25 protein-coding genes and 1 pseudogene are annotated in these 24,851 nt (G+C 32.1%); 8 read left to right on the forward strand and 18 right to left on the reverse strand.

Annotated features, from left to right (window positions below; all coding sequences use genetic code 11):
* Window positions 1-5: 5 nt before the first annotated feature.
* The 5 genes from ACQH1V_RS01390 to ACQH1V_RS01410 form a co-directional block, all read right to left on the reverse strand.
* Window positions 6-776, reverse strand: coding sequence for a metal ABC transporter permease (locus ACQH1V_RS01390; protein ID WP_425360577.1), 771 nt, complete (start codon window positions 774-776; stop codon window positions 6-8).
* Between the two features lie 36 nt (window positions 777-812).
* Window positions 813-965 carry a hypothetical protein gene (locus ACQH1V_RS01395; RefSeq protein WP_425360578.1) on the reverse strand — a complete coding sequence of 51 codons (153 nt, stop codon included), beginning with the start codon at window positions 963-965 and terminating at the stop codon, window positions 813-815.
* A gap of 129 nt (window positions 966-1,094) precedes the next feature.
* Window positions 1,095-3,638, reverse strand: a complete 2,544-nt coding sequence (locus tag ACQH1V_RS01400) for an N-6 DNA methylase (protein ID WP_425360579.1) — start codon at window positions 3,636-3,638, stop codon at window positions 1,095-1,097.
* Window positions 3,639-3,680: 42 nt separating this feature from the next.
* On the reverse strand, window positions 3,681-4,124 hold the full coding sequence (locus ACQH1V_RS01405; protein WP_425360580.1) for a DUF2670 domain-containing protein: 444 nt from the start codon (window positions 4,122-4,124) through the stop codon (window positions 3,681-3,683).
* Between the two features lie 112 nt (window positions 4,125-4,236).
* Window positions 4,237-4,884 (reverse strand): heme exporter protein CcmB, encoded by a 648-nt coding sequence (locus ACQH1V_RS01410; protein ID WP_341748707.1) that lies wholly within the window; start codon window positions 4,882-4,884, stop codon window positions 4,237-4,239.
* 240 nt (window positions 4,885-5,124) lie between these two features.
* Here ACQH1V_RS01410 and ACQH1V_RS01415 point away from each other — a divergent pair, with 240 nt between their 5' ends.
* Window positions 5,125-5,427: a hypothetical protein gene (locus ACQH1V_RS01415; protein WP_425360581.1), complete on the forward strand. Its 303-nt coding sequence runs from the start codon at window positions 5,125-5,127 to the stop codon at window positions 5,425-5,427.
* A gap of 145 nt (window positions 5,428-5,572) precedes the next feature.
* On the opposite strand, the gene ACQH1V_RS01420 is transcribed toward ACQH1V_RS01415, so the two are convergent.
* From ACQH1V_RS01420 to ACQH1V_RS01455, 8 genes and pseudogenes are all read right to left on the reverse strand, one after another.
* The gene (locus ACQH1V_RS01420) at window positions 5,573-5,878 is read right to left on the reverse strand and encodes a DNA-binding protein (protein WP_341759690.1); all 306 of its coding nucleotides are present in this window, start codon (window positions 5,876-5,878) and stop codon (window positions 5,573-5,575) included.
* A gap of 11 nt (window positions 5,879-5,889) precedes the next feature.
* Window positions 5,890-6,207: a type II toxin-antitoxin system RelE/ParE family toxin gene (locus tag ACQH1V_RS01425; RefSeq protein WP_425360582.1), complete on the reverse strand. Its 318-nt coding sequence runs from the start codon at window positions 6,205-6,207 to the stop codon at window positions 5,890-5,892.
* A gap of 77 nt (window positions 6,208-6,284) precedes the next feature.
* Window positions 6,285-6,743 (reverse strand): Na(+)/H(+) antiporter subunit B, encoded by a 459-nt coding sequence (locus tag ACQH1V_RS01430; protein ID WP_425360583.1) that lies wholly within the window; start codon window positions 6,741-6,743, stop codon window positions 6,285-6,287.
* Entirely contained in the window at window positions 6,736-7,074 is a 339-nt protein-coding gene (gene mbhE, locus ACQH1V_RS01435) for a hydrogen gas-evolving membrane-bound hydrogenase subunit E (protein ID WP_410521668.1), read from the reverse strand. Before mbhE ends, ACQH1V_RS01430 begins: the two co-directional genes overlap by 8 nt.
* A gap of 135 nt (window positions 7,075-7,209) precedes the next feature.
* Window positions 7,210-7,467: pseudogene (locus ACQH1V_RS01440) on the reverse strand (hydrogenase subunit MbhD domain-containing protein); the annotation flags it as partial.
* On the reverse strand, window positions 7,464-7,760 hold the full coding sequence (locus ACQH1V_RS01445) for a Na+/H+ antiporter subunit G (protein WP_094649016.1): 297 nt from the start codon (window positions 7,758-7,760) through the stop codon (window positions 7,464-7,466). The pseudogene ACQH1V_RS01440 and the gene ACQH1V_RS01445, both read right to left, overlap by 4 nt.
* Before the next feature lie 49 nt (window positions 7,761-7,809).
* Window positions 7,810-9,267, reverse strand: coding sequence for an NADP-dependent isocitrate dehydrogenase (locus ACQH1V_RS01450; RefSeq protein ID WP_425360584.1), 1,458 nt, complete (start codon window positions 9,265-9,267; stop codon window positions 7,810-7,812).
* Window positions 9,268-9,280: 13 nt separating this feature from the next.
* Window positions 9,281-9,841, reverse strand: coding sequence for an OmpH family outer membrane protein (locus ACQH1V_RS01455; protein WP_094649021.1), 561 nt, complete (start codon window positions 9,839-9,841; stop codon window positions 9,281-9,283).
* Window positions 9,842-10,072: 231 nt separating this feature from the next.
* Here ACQH1V_RS01455 and lepB point away from each other — a divergent pair, with 231 nt between their 5' ends.
* From lepB to ACQH1V_RS01480, 5 genes are all read left to right on the forward strand, one after another.
* Window positions 10,073-10,867, forward strand: a complete 795-nt coding sequence (gene lepB, locus ACQH1V_RS01460; RefSeq protein ID WP_425360585.1) for a signal peptidase I — start codon at window positions 10,073-10,075, stop codon at window positions 10,865-10,867.
* Window positions 10,864-11,571, forward strand: coding sequence for a ribonuclease III (rnc, locus tag ACQH1V_RS01465; protein ID WP_094649023.1), 708 nt, complete (start codon window positions 10,864-10,866; stop codon window positions 11,569-11,571). The genes lepB and rnc overlap by 4 nt, the downstream gene beginning before the upstream one ends.
* Window positions 11,572-11,587: 16 nt before the next feature.
* On the forward strand, window positions 11,588-12,481 hold the full coding sequence (gene era / locus ACQH1V_RS01470) for a GTPase Era (RefSeq protein ID WP_425360586.1): 894 nt from the start codon (window positions 11,588-11,590) through the stop codon (window positions 12,479-12,481).
* Window positions 12,482-12,483: 2 nt separating this feature from the next.
* Window positions 12,484-13,212: a DNA repair protein RecO gene (gene recO, locus ACQH1V_RS01475; protein ID WP_094649025.1), complete on the forward strand. Its 729-nt coding sequence runs from the start codon at window positions 12,484-12,486 to the stop codon at window positions 13,210-13,212.
* Between the two features lie 118 nt (window positions 13,213-13,330).
* A complete protein-coding gene (locus tag ACQH1V_RS01480) occupies window positions 13,331-14,074 on the forward strand; it encodes an HD domain-containing protein (protein ID WP_341748717.1) in 744 nt (247 codons plus the stop codon).
* Here the strand turns inward: ACQH1V_RS01480 and ACQH1V_RS01485 are convergent.
* On the reverse strand, window positions 13,989-15,326 hold the full coding sequence (locus ACQH1V_RS01485) for an MFS transporter (RefSeq protein ID WP_094649027.1): 1,338 nt from the start codon (window positions 15,324-15,326) through the stop codon (window positions 13,989-13,991). The two genes, ACQH1V_RS01480 and ACQH1V_RS01485, sit on opposite strands and share 86 nt — an antisense overlap.
* Before the next feature lie 13 nt (window positions 15,327-15,339).
* On the opposite strand from ACQH1V_RS01485, the gene ACQH1V_RS01490 reads away from it, so the two are divergent.
* Window positions 15,340-15,672: a palindromic element RPE2 domain-containing protein gene (locus ACQH1V_RS01490; protein ID WP_425360587.1), complete on the forward strand. Its 333-nt coding sequence runs from the start codon at window positions 15,340-15,342 to the stop codon at window positions 15,670-15,672.
* 585 nt (window positions 15,673-16,257) lie between these two features.
* Here ACQH1V_RS01490 and ACQH1V_RS01495 read toward each other — a convergent pair.
* Entirely contained in the window at window positions 16,258-17,247 is a 990-nt protein-coding gene (locus ACQH1V_RS01495) for an IS110 family transposase (protein ID WP_425360588.1), read from the reverse strand.
* Window positions 17,248-18,147: 900 nt separating this feature from the next.
* Here ACQH1V_RS01495 and ACQH1V_RS01500 point away from each other — a divergent pair.
* The gene (locus ACQH1V_RS01500; protein WP_425360589.1) at window positions 18,148-22,479 is read left to right on the forward strand and encodes an autotransporter domain-containing protein; all 4,332 of its coding nucleotides are present in this window, start codon (window positions 18,148-18,150) and stop codon (window positions 22,477-22,479) included.
* Here ACQH1V_RS01500 and ACQH1V_RS01505 read toward each other — a convergent pair.
* From ACQH1V_RS01505 to ACQH1V_RS01515, 3 genes are all read right to left on the reverse strand, one after another.
* Window positions 22,476-23,114 (reverse strand): queuosine precursor transporter, encoded by a 639-nt coding sequence (locus ACQH1V_RS01505; protein ID WP_425360590.1) that lies wholly within the window; start codon window positions 23,112-23,114, stop codon window positions 22,476-22,478. The two genes, ACQH1V_RS01500 and ACQH1V_RS01505, sit on opposite strands and share 4 nt — an antisense overlap.
* A 397-nt stretch (window positions 23,115-23,511) precedes the next feature.
* A complete protein-coding gene (locus ACQH1V_RS01510; RefSeq protein ID WP_425360591.1) occupies window positions 23,512-24,144 on the reverse strand; it encodes a hypothetical protein in 633 nt (210 codons plus the stop codon).
* Window positions 24,145-24,239: 95 nt separating this feature from the next.
* Window positions 24,240-24,797 carry a hypothetical protein gene (locus ACQH1V_RS01515; RefSeq protein ID WP_425360592.1) on the reverse strand — a complete coding sequence of 186 codons (558 nt, stop codon included), beginning with the start codon at window positions 24,795-24,797 and terminating at the stop codon, window positions 24,240-24,242.
* Window positions 24,798-24,851: the final 54 nt, after the last annotated feature.

Below are 24,851 nucleotides of genomic sequence, written 5' to 3' on the forward strand. Positions count from 1 at the left end.
TTATGCTATACTTTAGTTGCTCGTGAAATTATATAGAATAAACAATAAACCATAGTATTTATTACAGTAATTATTGGGGTAATTGGTACATCAAGATATAATGATGCTATTAAACCAAGGAAATTTACAATTAAAGCCACGATAACTGAATTGATAATCATTTGAGCAGGGTTACTAGAAATCATCCTAGCCGTCATGGTTGGAATCAACAAAATACTAGTGACAAGTAGTGCTCCAACAATTTTAATAGTCGAGAATACTGATAAAGATAAAAGTAACAAAAATGCCAATTCAATGGTTCTTACTTTTATCCCTTTAATTTGAGCAATATCTCTATTAATTACAATTAGAATAATCTGACGGTAGAAATAGCAAATGAAAAAAATAACTAACAGAAATATGACTGATAAAATTAATATATCATTTAAGGAGCTAGATAAAATATCGCCAAATAATAGGCTAGTAATCTTAATCTGTAGTGGATACATATAACTTATTACCAAAGCCAAAGATAACATAAAATTTGATACCAAGATTACCACATTACTACCACCTGATCTATTTTTTAAGGTAAATACTAAGATAGCAAAGATAATAGCGACAATTAATCCCGAATAAACAACAGGCAAATGGATTATAAGGCTAATACTCCCAGCCAGTAAACTAGCATGAGACAAACCATCACCAAAATAAATATATTTTTTCCATAAACTTAGACAACCAAGAGGAGCAAAAATTAAACTAATTAGAATTATAGTTAATATTATTAGAGTCATTTATACGATTTTTAATAAATAAATTGAGAATAGCACTTAGTGCTTAATTATTTTTATGGTTATATATAGCCAATTCAGGAGAATTTGGAAACGTTGCACTCGTTGCTCACCTATTACTTTTATAGGCGTCGCTCTATCGTTTCTACTACCCAATTCTCCTGAATTGACTATAGGCTTCTGGATTGCCACGCTTACGTACGTTCGCTCGCAATGACGTAGGCATCTATAACCCGTCAGTCATTGCGAGGAGTGCAGAAACTGCACAACGAAGCAACCCATATAGTCTTGATGTATCTATACTAATTCTCATGGATTCAACTATGTTACAATATCACCAAACTCATCCCTTAAAAAAGATAGTTTGTCCAAAGCTTGCCATTTTTGAGTAAATGTATCTTTAATCTTATTTGAAATCTCTAAAGTTTTATTTCTATCTAATGGAATAGGTATTAAAAGTTCCTTCCATCTATCTCCTATATTTGGTAGAGTTGTGTCTATGAATATTTTGTTATATAGCTGTTTTTGTGTAATTGAATGAGACATAGCAAATAGAAAATAATACGATGTAATATTGTAAATGTTATGTTGATTAATAATTCTAAAAGTTGTAATTTCATTAGTCAATAAAACATTCGTATCAAATTTTGAAATCATTGCAACAGACCCTATCCTATAACTTCCTCTACGAACAAAGACTACATCCTCTTGTTGTAAAGACAAACCATTCTTACCTTTGATTTTATGATATATATGTTCTGGTACTAATGCAGTTGGGTTCTTGTAAATTTCCCAATTAATTATATCAGCCACTCTAACATAAGGGACTGTTCCAGTCCCTTTATACTCGCTTGGCGGTGAACCGTGTCCGTTAAATGCTTGTAAAATATTTTGCTTTAATAATTCGTTAATTGTAATAAGTTTAAATTTTTGATTATTAGCTATCTCTTTTATTTCTTCTTCTTTTTTTTTCCAGTAATAGCGTGGTACATAAACGTTATTGGTGATATCAGAACTTGAAGTTATAAAGGTATTTTTATTGAATTTTTTAGATAACAACTCATTTCTTATGGTTTCTGTATCGTCCCAAATTTCTTTTGTAAATACCTCATTTGTACTATCGTACCTATAAATTAATCTTCCAGTATGATCATGCCCCATTTCTTCTGCAACAGCCATGATAATATCACTATTTTGTCTTTTGCCTTTTTCTAATACTAATAAACAAGTTTTCGCATTACAATAAGGTCTAAAAGTATTATGAGGTAGGTCTATAACTGCAATAATATTATTTTCTTTAACTAAAAAATCTAGAACGTGTTTTTTAGAAGGGGCATGAAGGTAAGTCTCTGGTAAGACTATTGCAAGTTTACCTCCATCTTTTAATAATTGCAAATATCTTTCTATAAATAACTCTTGAGGTTCAGTTTCTTTTACTTTATTAGTTCTTATAAAAGAATTACCTTCTTTTTTATATTGATGCCCTAGTTCAAAATATTTACAGTCTTCTTTTAGAACCTTGATTTTGCTACCAAATGGAGGATTTGTAACAACAAAATCAAAAGTGTTTAGTTCAATTTCACCGTCTTTTTGAGTTGTAATTAATTCTTTTGTTTTTACCTGGAATTCATGAATTGGATGCAATGTATTTTCTTGAACAATTTTACTCTTACCATCACCTATAATTGTCATATATGCTTTGCATATCTTAACTAAATCTATTTCTTTCTCTAATCCATAAAAACACTTTTCGGCTATTTGCTTTTTTAACCTATTTATATCTGTTGAATTTTTATATGTTCGATCATGATCCATTTTTTTCCAAACATGTTCAAGTGCATATATTAAAAAACCACCACTACCACAAGCAGGGTCTATAATGGTCTGATTTGGGGATGGATCCAAAATTTGCACTGCAAGCTTTACAATTTCTCTAGGTGTAAAAAATTCACCTTTTTCACCAACTAATTTACTTTCTGCAAAAGTTTCAAAAGCCTCCCCTACTATATCTTTTTCAGTTTTTAGTAATGCGATTTGCTCTAGTTCTCCAACTACATAAACAATTGATTTTGCATCAAGTGTTATTTCTTCATTTGTAATAAAAATTCCATCATCTTCTAATTCTTCTTTTACTTTTATAAACAATTTTTGTATTCGTTTTTTAACTTTACCATATTGTGCTATCTTAATTTCTTCATTTTCACTTTTATCATTATTTATTGTCTCCATTTCTTCTGTTGTTATTCTAAAATTTGGCAAACTATCAAGTTCATATTTCTCATCAATAATCTTACAAAAGATTAGTTTAATCATTTCGCTTCCAAGCTTTTCTTTCCTACTAATATTTGTATTAGAATATAAAGTATTTAGTATACGCCTAAAAACAGGTTTTAGATTTTTAACAGGTTTTAATTTATCTTTTGTTATATTACCTATTGCTTCTATCGTTTCTCCTTTTTTCGGTATGTTAAATAGACAATCTTTCTTTACTTCTCCTTTAGAATTTTTATATAAATATTCAATTTCTTCTCCATTAGTCCAAACTCCGAACAAAGCAGAAGTAGCTTGCATATAACTCGTCAGTTGTTCTAAACCGTCTTTTCTACTTTTCTTTTTAACCTCAACAATACCAAGTATATCGCTATATTGATTTCTATTTTTTGATTTATTTTTATATATTACAATATCTGCTTTTTTTACAGCACTACCCATTTGTATTGAAACTTCAATATCTAATTGCTCTTTGTCATAAAAATAGTCGTCATACAATATCTTTTCATATTCTTGTCGTACTTTTTCTTCAGGCTTTTTTAAATCTACAGCTTTGTTTGTTGCAAAGTCATTAATGTATCCATCCTTTAACATACTAATTTTTATTGATTACCCTAACTTATACTTATATTATTCTCATTTGCCATCAGTTGATTTACCATCACTATCGTTAGAATTGTCAGGAGAGTCATAAGGATTGCGATAAGGGAGCATTTCCGGCACAGTTCCATCTTTAGGCAATAACTTCTTTAATCCCTCTTCTAAAGCTTTCTCACCGGTTTCTTCTCTAACCTCATATTTTGGTGGATCTCCTAAACATTTCCAAAAATTGGTTAAATTTTCAAAGTTGGGACCTAATTTTGGAGTACAATGTTGAGCAATTGATTTTGACGTATCAAGAATTTCAGTGGTAGCAGTTGTTATATAGCTGATAAGTCCAATTTGTTCGAGTCCTTTAGCTACCCAAAATAATATTACCAGAGAAGCAACAGCTATCATAACGTACCATTTGGCTATGATAGTCCATAAAAACATTCCCATAGGGTTAGCTGCTATTAGTCTTCTTAAAGCTTGCCACATATATATAATTACCGAAAAATAGTTAAAAAATCTACGAGTAGAAATTACATGAATTGTAAAAAAATAACAATTTTTTTATTAGTGCAAGGGTCAGTATAGTGTATAATTAAAATTAAATGTTGTAAATATTCTTAATTAGATAGGATGAGAGATAAAATATTATTGGTACAAGGACCATATTGATACCAATCATAACAAAAATTAGATTGATATTATCAAAATTTTGTAAAACAAGACCGCTAAGTATGATGTTGGGTATTAGTAGCGGCATGATTAATATTGCTAATAGATTAGTATTTGACCTAAAATAGCTTTGAACAGCTCCAATTAAAACTAATAGGCTACTGGACAAAATTAATAATAGAATTAGATTGATCAAAAGATAGCTTACTGTTAGCATGTCAAGATCGAAGATAATATAAATTATTGGCATATTTAATAAAGCACTGGTGAGGGAACTAACAATTATGGTAATTAATTTAGCGGCAATAATTTCACTCTCATTGAAGCTAGATAATAGTAACTCTAAACTTCCGTCCTCAACATCTTGCTGAAATATTAGACTAGAAAAGCCAATTAGAGCTATCGGTAAAACAATTACTGAAAAAATAATTCCAAATTTTTTAATATCTGTTTGGTCATTAATTAAAGCAGTACTGAAAATACAAAATAAAAAGAATATAAATAGATATTTACTAAGATTATTAATACGATTTTGAATTAAATATTCCCATTTGATCAGCTGTATTAGTTTATGCATATAACTATAGTAGAATTGATTGAATTAAGAGTGGTCTTGGCTCTGTCTGCATATGTTTTCTAATGGAGCTATTATTCTGGTTAATTATAACAAACATAATAATGACTGCAACTTAAGACTTTGGAAAAATTTTTAAATATATAGTAAATTGATGAAAAGTTGGGGACATTGTCACTCGTCACTCCTACTACCCAATTCTTCTGAAATGAAATGACTATAACAAATAATGGAGATATAACTATGCTCAATAATACAGGTGATGGTTTGTCAAAGGATAATAGTTTCTTGAATAGTAAATGGGGCTATTTTACTAAAGGGTTCGGGAGCGTCGTGGTAGTAGCAACTGGATTACTTGTTTGTTTAGGCATACATAAGGTGCTAAAATGTATGATGCCGGATCGTTATTTTAATACTGAAGCAGGGCTGGATCAGTTAGCAGAAGTTCCCTTACAACTTATAAATGGCGGTGTAATAAATGGTGATATACCAACTAATCAAAATAATGATGTAGATGTTCCATTAATGGCCGAAAATGCACTATAAAGAATTCTGTTCACTATCTTATTATGTTTCAACAGTAATAATAGAATATATCAAACACATAACCGATGCAACACAAAGTCCAACACCAATCTCAATGGTAAAAATACCAATATGTTGAGCCAGTTAGCTACATTTTTGTAAGTGACTATAAATGATGCGGCTGACTCTCAACTTTTAACTGGAGTCCTAAAGCAGTTAATAAGGAGCCAATATTATCAAAACTAGGATTTCCTTTACTAGATAATATCTTATATATATGTTGTCTATTTATATGAGTATCTTTAGACATTTTCGTTATCCCCCCACTTGCAATAATAGCTTCTTTTAAAGTAGACAAAAATAATTCCTTATTACGATCTAGAAAATATTGTTCTAAAGCAGCATTCACATACTCCGTAACTTCTGCCTTATTTTCTAATTGTTCTCTTAAGTAATTGGTAAATTTTTCCATATAATCATTCTCTAATTAAGTATATCTATTATTTCTTGTGCTTTTTTGATGTCCCTACTTTGCGTGCCTTTATCGCCTGCATTTAATAAAAGAATTATTTTATTATCCTTTTCAAGAAAATATATTCTATATCCTCTTCCGAAGAAGAACCTTAATTCATATAGATTGTCCTTAATATGCTTATAGTCTCCATATACACCGTATTCCAATCTAACTAGCCTATTATTGATTCGTCCTCGTATTTGAATATCTAGTTTCTGTAACCATTCTTTAATATAGCATTTTCCATTCTTTGTTACAAAAAAATGTATGTCTTTAATTTTTAGCATTAGATTAATTACTTCCGTTATCGTAGGCAACCTCCTAGTATACACAACTTTATTGTCGCACAGAGAAGGCTTCTTGTCTAATGATTTTTAATCTGCTCACTTTTAATAATATTACTTGCAGTAATAATAGAATATATCAAACACATAACCGATGCAACACAAAGTCCAACACCAATCTCAATGGTAAAAATACCAATATGTTGAGCTAGCAATTTATCATCTGCCAAAGAATAATAATTTAAATAATTATCGTCAAATAATATTGATACCATACCGGTTAGGGCATAGATCAATACTCCGATAGTAGCCATACCAACTAGTAAATCAGTAGAGAAATATTGCCGTAATTTAAATTGACCATAAACTAAATCAAAACCAATTATCGTAGAAGCAAATATAGTACCAGCCTGAAATCCGCCCCCTGGTGATGCATCACCATTAATTTGAATATATAGACCGTATAAAAATATATAGGGTAAGATAAAAAGAGTAGAATGTTTTATAATAATAAAATTTCTCAGTATTATTTTAAGCATCTTTAGTAATTTTTTGTGAGAATAGTAATAATACCGATATTCCAGCAATTAAAATGACGGCAGTTTCTCCAAGAGTATCATACCCTCTATAGCTAGCTAATAGGGCTGCAACAAAAGATGGAATACCAATGTCACTTTTAGTATGTTCAATATAATATTTGGTTAGATGGTTTTGCAATGGAGAATCTATCGCTCCATATTCTAATAAATCAATCCCTGCGAAGGTTAATACTACTATAAAAATTATGCATATAATTGCTGAACTTATTACTCGTGTTGGTTTAAGATTAGACCTCTTGCCTAACTCTACTTCTGCTGGTAATTTGGACAATGATGCGGTACTCGAATCCTCACATACACTTAAGTACGCTGCGGTTCTGCGTTCCGCGTCTCCTTCAAATTCCTCAGCATAAGCGAGTTTTGCAGGAGGTCTATTACTTTTCTGTACGGCTGACAGTTTGCTTAGAAACCCTAAAAATACACAGCTAGATAAACAGGCTCCCAGAGCTACTTCAGTCATTGCCACGTCGGGAGCATCCATCAGTAGATAAGATAAACCAATAAGTAAGCTAAACATAGAGTTTATTATCACTGTTTCTAATAAAGAGTTACAAAATATCAGCTTAATTGATACGACAACAAGTAATATCAAGATTCCCACAAGCAACCAGCTAGCTAGTTGGAAATTTATTATGTCTGGTATAACAAATAAGCGATCAATCATTTTAATCCTTTTTGGTTATTTGGGCTTAATAGGGAAGCCTTACCAATTGCATGAGTAGATACCGGATTTAATATTAAAATCAATATAGCCGCAAAAAGCAATTTAAAAGAGCTAGTAAAATCATGTTGTAAAAAAGCAAGCCCAACAAGTGATAAAGGTACTCCACAACATTCAATTACACTGGCAGCATGAATTTTTGTATAAAAGTCAGGAAATCGAAAAAGTCCAACAATGCCAGAAAATATTGCTATAATTCCAAGTAGGGTTAATCCATAACCAATAATAAATATCATAACTATCCTCAAAAATTAAATTTATAACTAACCAGGGTGCTATGGTTAGCTATTCTCCTTGAGCAAGTGAATACCCTGCTTTCCCATCAAATTCAAAAAGATTCTCAATTTTAATAAAATCTATTTCTGCCTGGCTAAGTAGTTCAAGTAAATGGGCTATAGATAAATGGGTTATTCTTTCTCCATCCTTCTTTGCCATAAAGCGACAACACCAATGATCAGATAATAATTCAAATCTCTCATCTCTGGACCATAATTTAAGTCCCATGGAAGATACGGTTTTTAATTCTAAGTCACCTAAACTGATAGTTTGAATTTTTTCTGCTACCTCATGGGCAGTCAATGCCACCATCTGTATGAATACATCACTACCTACCAATTCTTTAACTTCTTTACTATTAATCGAATATATATATTCAATAGTTTGTTGTTGAGCAACTACTGAGGAATATGCGGCTACTTTGAGGGTAGAAGGTTCAGTACCTAGTCTTTTCACTACTTCATCGGCAAATTCCGTAGTACCAACTTTTTTGCTAGATATTTTGTCATTGTAGATATCTCCAGTATGAACCCCATCCTCAATAGTTTTTTTCCAGGCATTCTCTACTAATGCAGCAATATCATGTTGTCCGATGTGAACTAGCATCATAATTGCGGCGTTAAGCAAACCAGAAGGATTAGCTATATTACGACCAGCAATATCTGGGGCAGAACCATGTACAGCTTCAAATAAAGCATAATTCTGCCCTATATTAGCAGAGCCAGCGAGTCCTACTGAACCAGAAATTTCTGCAGATACATCAGATATAATATCACCATACAGATTTGAAGTTACAATGACATCAAATAATTCTGGCTGGGCTGCTAGCCTGGCAGTGCCGATATCTATAAGATAATAGTCACCTTGAATCTGCTTATATTCATTAGCAATTTCCTCAAAAACCTTATGAAAAATCCCGTCAGACATTTTCATAATATTATCTTTACTGAAACATGTGACCTTTTTACGATTATTTTTTATTGCATACTCAAAGGCATATCTAATAATTCTTTCGCTACCAACTCGGCTGATTAGCTTAAGAGACTCATAAACATTGTGAGTTTGGCGATATTCAATTCCTGCATATAAATCTTCAACATTTTCCCGTACTATCACTACGTTTAGATGTGGATGTAGTGTTTTAACAAAAGGAGCATAAGAAATAGCAGGGCGAACATTAGCATAAAGAGATAGGGCTTTTCTAAGAGTTACATTTAGGCTTTTATACCCACCACCTAGAGGGGTGGTAATAGGTGCCTTTAGAAGTATCTTAGTTCTTGCCAATGATTGCCAAGTATCTTGTGCTATCCCTGAAGTATAATGCTTCTGGTATAATTTTTCTCCTACTTCCACTACTTCTATACGTATTCTAGCAGAAGCTTCCTTTAAAATATATAATACCGCTTGCATGATTTCTGGACCTATACCATCACCATAAGCCACTGTAATAGGCGTGAATTCTTTCATTATAGCCTCAAAATTATTCGTATTTAATTATAACATGTTTTAATTGATTATTTAGCTCCGCTATTACTTCTTGGGTAATATTTAAGGTATTTTTAGCAAATAAAATTTGAGTATTAGGTATAACCAAATCAAGATTATGCTTTTCGGCTAAATCATTTATAATTTTTATGATTGTTTCTTGTACCTTACCTATGCCTTCAGCATGAGACTGTTCAAGGCGGGCTTTCCTATCTTGTATTTCTTTTTGTGCTATATTTACTTTTTTATTAAAAGCATTAACTTCTTGCTCAAAAGCTGACTCACTTACAGAATTACGTTTTTCCATTAATAAATTATCTATTTTTTTAAGTTCTATATCCTTTTTTGATAAATCTTGTCGAATTTGTTTACCTATCTGCTCTACAGTCTTTCTTATAGACTGGATTGCTGCAGAATGTTCTAAAACTGATTGTACGTCTACAATAGCAATTTTTGCGTCAAATCTATTATCAACGTTAGTATCAGACGCATAAATAGTTGAGCAGTAGTTAATTACTAAACAACTTATGATTGTTAACCAAATATAATGTTTCATATCTTTAATTTACTAATTCTATAAACCGCTTCGCCACCAAAAAGTGGTTCCTTGCCATGACAATTTATCATTCTCGCTTCCCATTGTCATTCCCGCTTCGGTGCGGAATCTAAAAAAAGTTTGAGGTATAGTCAACTTCTCATCAATTGACTATACCAAAATATTACTAGATTTCAACATGGTAATGGATTATTATTATCCGAGGTTACTCATTATAAATAATTATTACATATGAAAATAACATGTAAGGCTACTAACAAAAAAACCCCAATACAAGAATTCTCATCTTTTATCTTTGTAATATTTTTGGCACTGATGATAAGGTTTTTTGTAATGGAGCTTTTTTTTGTGCCAACAGGTTCAATGAAAGCAACAGTGCTGGAGCATGATTATATTTTTGCAACAAAATATTCTTATGGATATAGCAATTATTCTTTTCCTTTCTATCCTAATATTTTTAATGGTAGAATATTGGCATCGCCGCCACAAAGAGGAGATATAATAGTTTTTCGCCCACCCAATAATATGGATATTCGATATATAAAAAGGTTAATTGGGCTACCTGGAGATAAAATACAATTAATCAATGATGTAGTATATATAAATGATAAAGCTATAGATCGTACTGAAGTTGAGACATATACAAGTGAACAAGGCAGAAATTATATAAAATATAAGGAAATATTACCTAACGGCATAAATTATTTTTCTTATAAATTAAAACAAGATAATCATTTATTAAAAAATCAATATGGTAATACAGAAATCTTTTATGTACCAGAAGGGAAATATTTCTTTCTTGGCGATAACAGAGATGAATCGAATGATAGTAGGATAGATCTAGGATTTGTACCATTTCAAAACTTTATTGCCAAAGGACAATTTATTATTTTTTCGACAAAAGAACAATTATGGCACAGTGATATTGGGATAATTAACCAAATACTCCGTGTTGGTACTTGGCTGGCATCTATTAGATTTAACAGGCTATTTACCTCTCTTTATGCAGATAAAATACAAGAATGAGTACAAAAGAATTAACCCTCTCTGCCCCTGAAAAGCTTGAGCAGGATATAGGATATAGCTTTAATGATAAAAATTTTTTACTGGAAGCGTTAAGCCATCCTTCTTTAAAGCAAAATACCCTAAAGCATGGAATACAAAAGAATTATGAACGTTTAGAATTACTTGGTGACACAATAATTAATTTCGCTATTACTGAAATTTTATTTAAAAATTTCTCTACTTATAATGAGGGCAAATTAGCAAAAATTAGAGCTTATCTAGTCTGTAAAGAATTACTTTGTAAGGTAGCTGCCAAGATCAATTTGTCAGACTATATTATTATGACTTACGGCGAAGAGCTATTAGGAGGAAGACAAAATCCTAATAATATCGAAAATACTATGGAGGCATTAATTGCTGCCATTTATCTTGATAGTAATATTGATACCGTAAAAAAAATAATATATGATTTATGGTATGAATTTATAGATATTATTGATTTAGCTGATTATGATCCTAAAAGTACTCTTCAGGAATTAGCCCAAAAAAAGGGAAGTGAAAAGCCGGTATATCAAGTGATTAAAAGAGAAGGATCCCCTCATGCCGCCATCTTCACTGTATTAGTGCAGATGGATGAATATCAACAAACTGGTACTGGTCATTCAGTTAAGGAAGCAGAAAAAGTCGCTGCTCGTAAATTAATGAATTACCTCAACAATTTATAAGTTGTAAGGCTAGTCCATGGAAATATTTCAAAAGACAATATCCATATCTATCATTGGAAAACCAAATGCTGGTAAATCATCATTATTAAACAAACTTATTGGACAAAAAATATCGATAGTTACTCCTAAAGTTCAAACTACCCGCTCTATTATAACCGGAATAGTTACCATAAAAGATACACAGCTGATAATACTAGATACACCGGGTATATTTGAACCAAAGAAACAGCTGGAAAAAGCAATGGTACGGTGTGCATGGTCAAGCTTACATGGTGTAGATTTAGTATTATTGATCATAGATAGTACGAAACCTATTGATCAATTTACTTTGCAAATACTCAAAAAATTGCAAACTCTTAAAATAAATTTAATATTCTTATTAAACAAAATTGATATTCCTTCTGAATATCTAGAAGAAATAGAAAATACTCTAAATTCTCAGTTCGTAGATAGTTATATATTAAAACTATCCGTTTTATCCGGTAAAAATGTCAATAAATTACTCAATTATATCCAAAGCCACGCTAAAGAATCGCCTTGGCTATACGAAGAGGACGATGTTACTAATCTGCCTATGCGATTTTTAGCAGCTGAGATAACTAGGGAACAATTATTTTTGAATCTCCACCAAGAATTACCTTACAATTTAACCGTCCAAACTGAAATGTGGCAGGAAAATAACGATAAATCTATCAAAATTCATCAAGTAATAGTTGTTTCAAGAGATTCTTATAAGACTATTATTCTAGGAAAAAATGGTTGTAAAATTAAAGAAATAGGTTCTAAGGCAAGAATAGAAATGCAGATATCTTTTGATTGTAAAATTCATCTTTTTCTTTTTGTAAAAGTACGTGAACTTTGGCAAGATGACCCAAACTCATATAGCCATATGCGATTACAACAGACTTGAATATGAATTTTAAAGATATAGGAATAATAATTGGCAAAAAACCATTAAAAGAAAATTCGGCTATTATTACAGTTTTTACTAAAAATCATGGCTTATATTCTGGGGTAATACGAGAAACATCTAGAAAATCTGGCACTATAAATCAGCAAGGTAATATTGTTGATTTTTTTTGGCAAGCTAGATTACACGAGCATATAGGAATGGCTAAATGCGAGTTAATAAAATCTTACGCTGGTCTTTTAATAACTAATAAAATTAAACTATATGCCTTTAATTCAATTATTAGCCTTATTAAAATAGCCTTTCATGAAAGAGAAAATCACAATAATTTTTTCCCAATTTTTGCAAAATATTTAAACAACCTAGCAAATAATTTTATTTTTGAAGAGTATACTAGGTTTGAATTAGCCATACTCCAAGAATCGGGATATGGTCTTGAGTTGGATAAATGTACAGTAACAGGTAGCCAAGAAAATCTGAAATATGTCTCACCAAAATCTGGAAAAGCTGTCTGTTTATCAGCAGGGCTGAAATATCAAGACAGGCTTCTAATCTTACCACAATTCTTAACCTCCACTAAGTGTGAAATTACTAATAATGATAAAAAACAAGCTTTTGAGTTGACTAGCTATTTTTTTAATCGATATTTCTGTACCAAACAGCAACAATTATATGCACGAGATAATTTTATACAATGTATACTAAATTCAAACAATAGGAACGTAACTTAAATGTAACAAAGTATAAAAATTACCATTGTTTAAAACTAATATCTAATAAACTATTGCAAAAATTTTTATTTTTAGTTATTATTTATTTTATTGTTAAAGCAATGTAGTGGATATTTAAATGGAAGATATTAATAATTGGGAAATAAAATATACAGATTGCCAATATACTAAGAGGCTACTAAATAAACTATCCGAGCTAAATCAGCAAGTAACTATACCAGTAAATATTAATGAAATTATAAAAGGTATCTATTACGCCAAGAAATATCATGGTTCGCAAATGCGACAATCCGGCGATCCATATTACTCCCATCCGATAGAGGTAGCATATATGGTTGCTGAACATACAGCATTAAAGGTACCAAAATACTTCAGGACTGATATGATCATTACCAGCTTACTGCATGATACTATTGAGGATACAACTCTTACCGAAGACATGATCACTATGATCTTTAACAAGCAAATCGCTAGGCAAGTGGAAGGTTTAACCAGGGTTAAATCTTATGGAAAAATCAGTGCAGCAGAAACATTGGATATATTATTTCAACAGAAAAAATATGATGTCTTATTGATCAAACTATTTGACCGGCTGCATAATATGCAAACTATTGGTGTAAAATCGCCTGAGAAGATTAAGAAAATTGTAGAAGAGACTTTTAAAAATTTTATAAGCATTAGTATGTATTGTGGAACAAAACAGCTAGAAAATACATTAACTAATTTATGTTACAAACATTTGTTAGGTACTGAATCTCCGTTAGAACCTACAACAATTATTCAACATAAATACCAGCTTCCTTCTCTAATTTTTGAAAATGACGTAAACCAAAAGCAAATCCTACACTTATTGGAATCATAATAATTAACAACCCCCAATGACCAAAATATTTTGTTAAAAATAAAATTCCAAAAGAAGTAATAACATACATCAAAGCCCGTGATACAGCATATATCATACTATTATAAGTATAACGTTTAAAAACTGGGAAATATTTGAAAAATATTGGAACAGCTGGTCCAATATCAATAGCAAACAGTACAAGAAAAATTTGAAATAAAAATAAGTAAAAAGCCTCAGTTATATTATTCAAAATATAAGGGGAAAATAGCACAAAAATAGAAAATACCACTAATTGCACTTTTAGAATTTTCATTGGATATATCTTATAACTTAAATAACTCACAAATAATTTGCCAGCCAACTGTATCATTGATAGAATAAAATTCTGATGTATTACTTGTTCCGCACTATAGCCAAAAGAACTTTTTAGGAGACTGCCACAATGTACATAAGAGAAATAAAAACATACTGGCCAAACGCAATTTACTATAAATAAGTATAGCACTGATTTTTTATTAACTTTTTCATTAACAATGGGATTATTAGCAAGTTCCTTGATATCAATATTAGCTTTCTCACATTTCTTTTTTAGTCTAAGTTTTGCATCAACAAAATCAGGTGTTTCTCTGAGAGTCGTTCTGGAAACCCCACCAACTAAAGCAATTATTGCTCCTATCCAAAAAGCAAGACGCCAATTCAAGCCATATGATGTAACGAGAGAAGCGACTCCAAGTGCAGCTGTTGTTCCGATAACAGAAGCAACGGCAACAAAAGCTACTGTTGGATATTGTATAGGAGGTTTTATAGTCTCTGTTAAATAAAGTTCTGCTCCTACTAATTCTCCTACTGATGACATACCTTGTAGTACACGACAAACCGTAATTATTATAGAAGCGGTAATACCAATTTGAGCATAAGTTGGAACATTTGCCATTATGACGCATGAAATTGCCATCATAATGGTGGTAATAATAACCGTTGCTTTCCGCCCTGCTCTATCCCCAATATAGCCAAAAATTAATGCACCAATTGGACGAAAAATAAAAGTAGAACAAAATGCAAAAGCCGTTAACATAGATGCGGCAAAAGACTCATATTTAGGGAAAAACAACTCGTTTAATAATACTGCTAAATGCACATAAAGCATCAAATCAAAATATTCTAAAAATGTTCCTATTGAAAGCAACCCCACAGCTTCTTTTTGCTCTCTGGTAAGGCTAGTCTGCCTATCAGGAATAATCCTGGTATTTTCTTGAACAAGCCCACTCATAGTTGAACCAGTTTTGTTATTGATTTCTGATAGTTCATATTTCTCCAGTGATTATTTTGTTAAACATAATTTCCTATTATATACAGTCAATTCAGGAGAATTTGGGGCTAGGAGCGATGGAGCGACGCCTATAAGTAATAGGCGAGCGACGAGCGACAACATCCCCAACTTCTCATCAATTGACTATAGGATTGTCAAATTGAGCAGAATCCGCACCATACTTCTTATTCCATTTATCGCCATCAAAATCATCAGGCATATTATTATGTTTTCACCATGTTTACACTTTATTAGCAAAATTTCGTTAGCAATAGTTACAATTTTAATTAAATATAACCTACACTAAATAGTCAATTAATTTTTTATTTTTTCTTAATAAAAACAATATTTAATAATTCCCTGGCATGGAATAGCATTTTAATGGTTAATAATTCCTTAATCTCATGTGATATTTTAGCAATATCTCTTTTACTCAATAATCAAGTTTTTTGCAGAGCTTATAAATAGTAGGTTGTTTGAAGGAAATTTGAATATATCCGAGTCACAACATCTATCTTTAAACGCAAAATTTGTCATATATGGACGAGTGAATTTGTCAACAAAGAAAATAAAAAAAATAGAGCCACAAAGGAAGCGGTCATATATTCGGCATCGAGTGCCATAATGGTTTCTGCATTCTTATAAATATCCTTGAGTGACCTCTCATTCCCACGGCTTCTAGAGCCTCGACATAATTACGGATTTTATTCAGAATACTTATTCATTAACTCTTTAACTTTCGTTCTCTTTATTGTTACTATTCTTTACTCACAATATTTATCAATTACCAATTTTTATTTAGTTGACATAGTTTCTTCTTTTTTTCCAACTAAACTAATTTGCAACATATTCGCTACCATTGGTGACTACTGCATAAGCAATCCTTGCTAACTTATTTGCTAAACCAACACATAATAATATTATATGATTTATTTTCAGCAAATTTCTTCACTGCCCACTGCACTAGTTTATCTTTTGATTCCTTATCACTTTTTGCTCTTATTGCTATTGTCCTTGCGGCTTGAATCAACATAGTTCTGGCATATCTATCTCCTTGTTTGGTAATCCCTCCTAAAACTATCTTATCTCCTGAGCTATGTTGCTTTGGTACCAAACCAAGCGAAGCAGCAAAATCCCTCGGGGTTGGATAACTTTCCATTGGGGCTACACTCAAACAACTAGCATTGATTGCTCCAATGCCAAAAATTGTCTGCAACCTAGTAGCTTTCTCACTTTGCTTATTATTGCTGATAATCAGCTTTTCTAAAGTTTTTTCTTTGTTACATAAATCCTCAATTTCTTTACATTCTAAAAGTAAAATTGACCTTATCCCAGAATTTATATAACCTTTACTATACGCTAACTCTACCTCCAGCCTACATGATTTGCAAAATTTATTTTTACTTAATTTTGTATTATAGCCATATTCACATAAACTTGATATTGTAGAATTAGTTTTTTGCACACGATCTCTGATCGTATTACTTCTAATTTTATGCAAGAATTTTATATCTTGTTCCTCCTTGCTTTTTAGTAGCACAGTTTTTAATTCTGGATCACGAGCCGCTTTGCATATTACTAACGCATCGTTATAATCATTTTTCTGTTTCGATGTAGCATAAACTTTTACATCTTTTGTTTTCATTAGTTTGACTTGCAAACCAAGCTTAGCAATTTCCTGTGACCAATAATTAGCTCCTCCACATGCCTCCATAGCTACCAATGAACTTTTATCGAGATTGCTTAAATAGGCTATTAACTCATCTCTTGTAACTTTTTGGTAACCTATTTTTTTGCCATTTTGATCGACTTGCACCAAGTGCATACTATTTTTTGCTAAATCTATTCCTATTATAGTATTTTTTATGCTATTATTTATCATGGTATGGACCTATTAATTAAATTATTATTTAATTTGGAGCAGCTGAAAACTATTTTTCAGCTGACTCCGTACAAGTAAAGCATATTTCGCTTCACTCGTCCATACCATCATTCCCGCTTCGGTGCGGAATCTATTATACCTCATGGCATTTTTAGATACCTGCTTTCGCAGGGATGACAACCATTATCCTCCCTGTTCGATTTAGTGTACCCCTACTCGACTTAGTGTCATACCTGCGTATGCAGGTATCTAGATTCATAGCTACAATTTTTATTCTATAAGTATTAAGCAACATAAAAACGTCATTGCGAGGAGGCGTGAGCCTACGAAGCAATCCATATAGTCTTGATGTATCTATACTAATTCTCATGGATTGCTTCGTCGCTACTAAAGTAGCTCCTCGCAATGACTCTTAGCAATCAGCTTTTTTACTCATCATAAGGAAATAAATAAAAAATTGTAGGGTACTATGATCTAGATTCCCGCCTACGCGGGAATGACAAAGAGAAGCGAGAATGACAAACATTATCCGGTTAAAATCTTCTAGGATTAGCTATAGATGGAAATGTAAATCATATTTTTTGAATATGATTATTCAATTGTTAATTATTTCCAGGCAATTCTGATTTTATTAAAAATAAGTAATAGACATTTAAAAATTATTATTATACTCTTAATAATAATATTAAAATATTCATGTAAATTATTAATAATAGTATGAAGATTTTTATATAAATTAACTGGATTGGTGGGCATAAAATATATAGTAAACCAAAATCGGATAATTATTTAAAGTGTTATTAATCCAATAACATTCAATTTACAAGTGGAGTGATTCAGTAAAAATTAGGGCAAATTATACTATTATCAACAAAGCCATTCAATATATGGGGGTTATATATGAGTTTAAGAATAAGCATATTATTCAATATTGGGTTAACACAACTAGTATTAATCAGTACATGTAAAGCCGAAGGTGGTATTTCACCACATGCAAAATTTGATGAATCTAGATTATCACCGAAAATTCTTACTAATAGCAATATTGTAAATACTAATACATCATTTACTGATAAAGAAATTGATTTAGAAAACATCTTCTCCAAAGAGAATACTCCACCACTTAAAGATTCTGACAAATCTAACTCATCATCGGAAATTCTTGCTAGTAGCAATAATACTAATGCATCATTTACTGATGAAGAATTTGATTTAGAAAACATTCAACCACTTAAAGATTCTGATAAATCTAACTCATCATCGGAAATTCTTACTAGTAGCAATATTATAAATACTAATGCATCATTTCCTAATAGAAAAACTGACTCAGAAAATATTCCACCATTTAAAGGTTTCAGTAAATCTAAATCATCATCGGGAATTCTTACTAGTAGCAATATTGTAAATACTAATGCATCGTTTCTTAATAGAAAAACTGACTCAAAACATATTCTCTCTAAAGAGAACACTCCACCACTTAAAGATTCTGATAAATCTAACTCATCATCGGAAATTCTTGCTAGTAGCAATATTATAAATACTAATGCATCATTTACTGATAAAGAAATTGATTTAGAAAACATTCAACCACTTACAGGTTTGGGTAAATCTAAATCATCATCGGAAATTCTTACTAGTAGCAATATTATAAATACTAATGCATCATTTCCTAATAGAAAAACTGACTCAGAAAATATTCCACCATTTAAAGGTTTCAGTAAATCTAAATCATCATCGGGAATTCTTACTAGTAGCAATATTGTAAATACTAATGCATCGTTTCTTAATAGAAAAACTGACTCAAAACATATTCTCTCTAAAGAGAACACTCCACCACTTAAAGATTCTGATAAATCTAACTCATCATCGGAAATTCTTGCTAGTAGCAATATTATAAATACTAATGCATCATTTACTAATAAAGAAATTGATTTAGAAAACATTCTCTCTAAAGAGAATACTCCACCACTTACAGGTTTCGGTATTTCAAATCGAAATCAATCTAGATATTTTGCATTTGGAGCAGATGAGAATAGAAGCCCGTCATTATTAACCCAAGAATCTAAGGAATCAACGCCAGAGTTACCTACAATTGCTCGACGGAAAGTGTATAGAGTAAGACTTCCATCTCAAAAAGGAAATCAATCATTAGAAGAAAAAAAGCAAATGGAAATAATAGCACAGAATCCTAACACAATGGTAAGTGAATCATCAAAAGAGGATGTATTAGGTACTGTTACAGCAACATCTAGTACAGAAGTAAAACAATGGGATGCAACTAGTCCATTGCCCTCACATCAAAGTAGCGGCACTAATCTTGGTGGTTCTCCAACTACTAATCTTGCTAAATACGCTACATCAACACCTACTGAAGTTCCAGCAAATCTTGTACTATCACCTTCTAATAATTCTAAATCAGATACATTTAGAGATTATAGAGATGGTCGTGATCCTGTCCTTAAATCTCCTATTAAGGATATAACGAGTACTTCTAATAAACAAAACAATCCATCTAATATAAGTAGAGAATTAAAACCATTATTCGATAATAATGGCTTAAAGAATACAGATTTACTGAGTACAGATAATCAGCTTCAAAAAATACAACCTTGCGAGGATGAAGAACAAGGATTAATTTCTGAATTCAAAAATCTTAGTATTACTGATTTTCCTGATTTAGAAGCATCAAGCTCAGGGGCAACCCAATTGACATTGCCAACAACAGCAACGATGTCCAATACCACCAATCACCGGAATAAATTGAAGAAATTAAAGCAAAGGCATAAAGATAATGAGTTTAAACAAGCAATGAAAAAACAAGAACAAAGGAAGAAAGAAGAAGCTAAAATAACAGCAGATAAGAAGCAGTTGTTGGATATGGTAAAACAAATGAATAAGGAGAGGAGACAGCAGGCACGAGCTGAGCAAAATAATAGAGCAATTGAGCAACAGTCTGTTGTTCCGAAGTCAATATCTCAAGAACCATTAGCTCCTGAAGGTAATAAAATTCCTGATTATACATTTGCTCAAAATAATATGAAATCAAGCACAGTGTTAGATGGAAATGAAGGAGAGTGGCAGGAAGTAGTAAATAAAAGGCAAAAGAGACTCAACAAGAAGAATATTGCTAAATCACTAGAAGTACATACAGAGTTAGTAGTGAAGCAAAATAATGGAATAATTGATCAACAGTCTATTGTTCCTAAGACATTTACCCAACAACCATTAACTCTTGAAACTAATAAAATTCCTGATTATGCATTTGCTCAAGACAAAATTGAACAAAGCATAGTGTCAGATGAAAATGGAGGAGAGTGGCAGGAAGTAGTAAGTAAAAGGCAAAAGAGACTCAACAAGAAGAATATTGCTAAATCAGTAGAAGTGCAACCGGAACCGCCAGCAGTGAAGCCGAAACCACCAGAAATGCAGCCGGAACCGCCAGCAATGAAGCCGAAACCACCAGAAATGCAGCCGGAACCACTACAAATGCAGCCAGCACCACTAGCAATGCAGCCGAAACCACCAGAAATGCAGCCGGAACCACTAGTAGTGCAGCCAGCACCACTAGAAATGCAGCCAGCACCACTAGAAATGCAGCCAGCACCACTAGAAATGCAGCCAGCACCACTAGAAATGCAGCCAGCACCACTAGAAATGCAGCCAGCACCACTAGAAATGCAGCCGGAACCACTAGTAGTGCAGCCAGCACCACTAGCAATGCAGCCGAAACCACCAAAAACAAATTTAGATTTAGAAGGGGAAGAAGACTATGGACTTACTGTACTTTTTAAGGATAAAGAATCTGCAACATCGCAAAATTTAGAAGAGGAAGAAGACTATGGACTTACTGTACTTTTTAATGATGAAGAATCTGCAACATCGCAAACGTTAAGCCCAGTATCAGTGCCAACATCAACGTCAACTTCAACACTATCAGGAGCAACACGATCTTCAAAATTAAGAACAAGTTCTTTAGCTAATTCATCAAGTACACAGTCAAATTCAACACTAGAAAACTCAGACTCAAATTTAGACTCAGAACTTAACAACAACAAAGACTCAGATCAAAATTCAGAATTAAAAGAAAAAGAAGAGCAAAAACCAAATTCAAAATCAGAACTTGACAACAACCAAGACTCAAAATCAGAAACACCATCGAGTCCAGTATTAAAGCCAAATATATCAGCTGACAACGATATTGCCTCCCGCAATAACAGTGATGCATTAATATTGCAAGAACAGGTAAAAGCATTAGAACAACAAACAGTAGAGGTACAAAAACAAGTAACTTCAGCAACAATAAATTCAGTAGCATCAGTTTTTGATTTTATAGAACAGTCTGTTCAATCAAGATTCCACCAACTTGATCTTGCAGCTCTTGCTTCTGGTGATGAAGATAATATTGTGTCTAAAAATGTCTGGGTTAGTGGTACGATTGGTGTGGCTAAGTATGAGGGGGGTAACATATTAAGTAGATATACCGGCAGAACTAGGGCTGCAACTATTGGGGGTGATATAGAACTGCAAGGTGGTAGCATTATAGGAGGAGCTTATAACTATGTCATTTCTAACTTTAAATACAAAAATCGTACTGACAAAGTTGCTGCCCACGCCCATGTAATATCTATATATGGTCAAACTAATTTGTCTGATAAATTAATACTACAAGGTGTTTTTTCCTTTGCCCTTGGTAATGTTTCTGCAAAAATACCAGTGCAAAACCAGATAGCTAAGGCTAAATTTGATAATACTTCATATAGTAGTAAGATAGTAGTTGCTCACAAGTCACAATTTGGTAAAGTACTAATCACCCCAAATATTGGGTTAAAATATGGAGGATACAATATTGCTGGATATAATGAAAGATTTGAAGCACAGAGTCTATCGGTCGCTGCTACTAATGACAGAAGAGCTTCTGGAATTATAGGATTTGAAGCAGTTATACCAATAAAGATTAGTGATACTACCCAGGTGATTCCTGGATTGCACATGGAAGGTGAGAAATTTTTGCATAATAGGCAACAGAAGGTTCGTATGCAGATAGCGTCAGGTTCCAACAAAAGAGAAGAAGTATTGCTACTTGAAAAACCGGCTAAATATAACTACAAAGTTGGTGGGACTATTACTATAAAACGTGGAGTGACAGAAATTATGGCAGTATATGATTATTTAGCTTCTAATAATAAATACTCTAGCCATCAAGGTTCGATAAAATTGAGAGTATCGTTTTAATTCCGACTCCTAATAAAGTACACCACATAGTAAAATATTGGGGTAGTTGCTATGGTGAAAAACAGTTTGAATAAATAGCTGTTAAATATTAAAGATATCATTTGTTCATAAGGTACAACCCCAATAACTGTAACAAAAATAACTACAATCGATGTATCAATAAATAACGATATGGCACTACTCAAATTTCTTAGAAAAAGGTATTTATTGTTAGTAAGTTTGCGAATTAGTAAATAAAGCCTTATATCTATCATCTGAGCTGTATAACTAGCTGTTATTGAACCAAATAGTGATACGCTATATGCCCCAAATACCGAGTCAAAAGTATTATTGTCAATTTTTGACCAGGTAGTAGCTTGTAGATAACCCATGAAACTGATAATACATAATACCAAAATATTTATACTAGTTGCCAATCTAACGCAAAATTGTGCTTTCTCTTTACCATAAAACTCGGATATTAAGTTAGTTATTAGAAAAGTGACCGGATAAAAAATCGCCCCAACCGATAGTTCAAAGGTATAAATAGAGAAAATAGGTAAATAAACAAATTTCTGATATGCTAAGTTACTAACTACTATTAGCACAACAAATAAAGCACATAAAAAAACATAAATTTTTTCTTGTAACTGCATATATAGATAGCCCTAATAAGTTCTTAATATTGAGTTGTAAATTGTCATTTCTTCCCACTATTGTAATTCCCGCATAGGCGAGAATCTAGTACTACAGTTGTAGTTTAGATGTGAGCATTCACGATTTTTTTGTGATGAATAAAAAAACCTGATCACCAAGCGTCATTGCGAGGAGACCGTAAGGTCAACGAAGCAATCCATTTTTAATCACTTTCCTGGATTGCTTCGTCGGTCTGGCAACCTCCTCGCAATGACATCTTATACTTTAACCTTTTTTCCGTGAACACTCACATTCAATCTACAACTGTAGTACTAGATACCTACTTACGTAGATATTACATACTACGCAGGAATAACACAAACAGTATAGATAAATATTAATCGGATTAAGAGTCTATTACACCTCTGAATCATAGTCAATATGCTTTCCTGATACATCAACATTATGTTTTCCTGATGAATCATCAAGACTATCTAAATACTTTAGATTTGTAGCAAGCTGAGTTGGCGTTAACTCACTCAGCATATTTGAGTAGTCATTCCCAGTAACTGTAAGGACTGGCGAGTACTCATACTGCAACTTCTGTAATGCTATTAGAGCTGTATCGATAGTATCATATTTTTCAAAATTAATACATAGTACAGGTACATTAGCTTTTTTAAAACAATCAAATATTTTGTTAATACTAATATTTGGATTCTTCAAGAGCTTAACTACTATAGACTTATAATTATTGATTGCTGCCTTATCAACATTTATTCTGGATGAGTTAAGCTCCTGCTTAAATAAAGCTTCAACTTTCTTATTAGTAAACTCATTAGATTTAACGAGCTGATAAAGGTCGAATTGCAGTGTCTGAGACACATTATTAAACAGGGAACCTATGGCGACAGGGTCTTTATCTCTTATAGCTGCAAGTATCGTAATAGAGTTGCCTATTTCAGTGGGCAACGTCTTTAAAAAAAACCTAACCGGGACGGGGGGATTTTCATCTGATTTATATTGTGTATAAACTTTTTTTCTTTTCATAATTATAATCTATTTTAGTTAAAATATAGGTCATTGCGAGCGAACGCCCGTGAGCGTGGCAATCCACAATTGCTACCTCCTAGCAATGACAGTTTTTAGTTTATTGTGTTCACATCCATATTTGAAAATTCTCCTAATGCGACTACAGCATTTTCATCAACTACATCACTAGTATTTGAATTGGGTGATAGATACGTATGCTCCAAGCTATCTAATTTTTCCAAAGCTTTAGTTATAGTACATTTTTTTCCAAAGTTAGTATATACAGATAAGTTACTATCTACAGATTTAGCTTCGTTAAGTGTTGTGCATATATCGTTAAATTTTGCAAGTTTATTAGTAGAACAATAATACAACACCTGCAAACAATTTTTGATTGCATCCTTGTCATTGTTCTTGGATGATTTAAGCTCCTTCTTAAATAAATCCTCAATTACCTTTTCATCAAAACCCCCCTTAGTAGATGCAAGTTTACATTGTATTTCCTGAGATACACCAAATATATTGCATATTGACCAAATATCTTCAGCAATCTTTTTATTGTTTACAGCTGCAAGTATCGTCTTAGTGTTGTTTATTTCAGTGAGGCGCATTAAATTGGGATTACTGCCGATATAGTGATCTCGAGTTGCTGTATGTTTTTGTTTTGCCATAATTATAATCTTTTTTAGTTAAAATCACTAGGCTATGTGAAGGAAATTTGAATA

Source organism: Candidatus Tisiphia endosymbiont of Ceraclea dissimilis (assembly GCF_964030735.1).
In the GTDB taxonomy this organism is placed as follows: domain Bacteria; phylum Pseudomonadota; class Alphaproteobacteria; order Rickettsiales; family Rickettsiaceae; genus Tisiphia.

Excerpts from the sequence above, each read along its gene's own strand:
- ACQH1V_RS01390 (WP_425360577.1), bottom strand. The coding sequence starts at position 776 with ATGACTCTAATAATATTAACTATAATTCTAATTAGTTTAATTTTTGCT.
- ACQH1V_RS01400 (WP_425360579.1), bottom strand. The coding sequence starts at position 3,638 with ATGTTAAAGGATGGATACATTAATGACTTTGCAACAAACAAAGCTGTA.
- ACQH1V_RS01405 (WP_425360580.1), bottom strand. The coding sequence starts at position 4,124 with ATGTGGCAAGCTTTAAGAAGACTAATAGCAGCTAACCCTATGGGAATG.
- ACQH1V_RS01410 (WP_341748707.1), bottom strand. The coding sequence starts at position 4,884 with ATGCATAAACTAATACAGCTGATCAAATGGGAATATTTAATTCAAAAT.
- ACQH1V_RS01415 (WP_425360581.1), top strand. The coding sequence starts at position 5,125 with ATGCTCAATAATACAGGTGATGGTTTGTCAAAGGATAATAGTTTCTTG.
- ACQH1V_RS01420 (WP_341759690.1), bottom strand. The coding sequence starts at position 5,878 with ATGGAAAAATTTACCAATTACTTAAGAGAACAATTAGAAAATAAGGCA.
- ACQH1V_RS01425 (WP_425360582.1), bottom strand. The coding sequence starts at position 6,207 with ATGCTAAAAATTAAAGACATACATTTTTTTGTAACAAAGAATGGAAAA.
- ACQH1V_RS01430 (WP_425360583.1), bottom strand. The coding sequence starts at position 6,743 with ATGCTTAAAATAATACTGAGAAATTTTATTATTATAAAACATTCTACT.
- ACQH1V_RS01445 (WP_094649016.1), bottom strand. The coding sequence starts at position 7,760 with ATGATATTTATTATTGGTTATGGATTAACCCTACTTGGAATTATAGCA.
- ACQH1V_RS01450 (WP_425360584.1), bottom strand. The coding sequence starts at position 9,267 with ATGAAAGAATTCACGCCTATTACAGTGGCTTATGGTGATGGTATAGGT.
- ACQH1V_RS01455 (WP_094649021.1), bottom strand. The coding sequence starts at position 9,841 with ATGAAACATTATATTTGGTTAACAATCATAAGTTGTTTAGTAATTAAC.
- lepB (WP_425360585.1), top strand. The coding sequence starts at position 10,073 with ATGAAAATAACATGTAAGGCTACTAACAAAAAAACCCCAATACAAGAA.
- rnc (WP_094649023.1), top strand. The coding sequence starts at position 10,864 with ATGAGTACAAAAGAATTAACCCTCTCTGCCCCTGAAAAGCTTGAGCAG.
- era (WP_425360586.1), top strand. The coding sequence starts at position 11,588 with ATGGAAATATTTCAAAAGACAATATCCATATCTATCATTGGAAAACCA.
- recO (WP_094649025.1), top strand. The coding sequence starts at position 12,484 with ATGAATTTTAAAGATATAGGAATAATAATTGGCAAAAAACCATTAAAA.
- ACQH1V_RS01480 (WP_341748717.1), top strand. The coding sequence starts at position 13,331 with ATGGAAGATATTAATAATTGGGAAATAAAATATACAGATTGCCAATAT.
- ACQH1V_RS01485 (WP_094649027.1), bottom strand. The coding sequence starts at position 15,326 with ATGAGTGGGCTTGTTCAAGAAAATACCAGGATTATTCCTGATAGGCAG.
- ACQH1V_RS01495 (WP_425360588.1), bottom strand. The coding sequence starts at position 17,247 with ATGATAAATAATAGCATAAAAAATACTATAATAGGAATAGATTTAGCA.
- ACQH1V_RS01500 (WP_425360589.1), top strand. The coding sequence starts at position 18,148 with ATGAGTTTAAGAATAAGCATATTATTCAATATTGGGTTAACACAACTA.
- ACQH1V_RS01505 (WP_425360590.1), bottom strand. The coding sequence starts at position 23,114 with ATGCAGTTACAAGAAAAAATTTATGTTTTTTTATGTGCTTTATTTGTT.
- ACQH1V_RS01510 (WP_425360591.1), bottom strand. The coding sequence starts at position 24,144 with ATGAAAAGAAAAAAAGTTTATACACAATATAAATCAGATGAAAATCCC.
- ACQH1V_RS01515 (WP_425360592.1), bottom strand. The coding sequence starts at position 24,797 with ATGGCAAAACAAAAACATACAGCAACTCGAGATCACTATATCGGCAGT.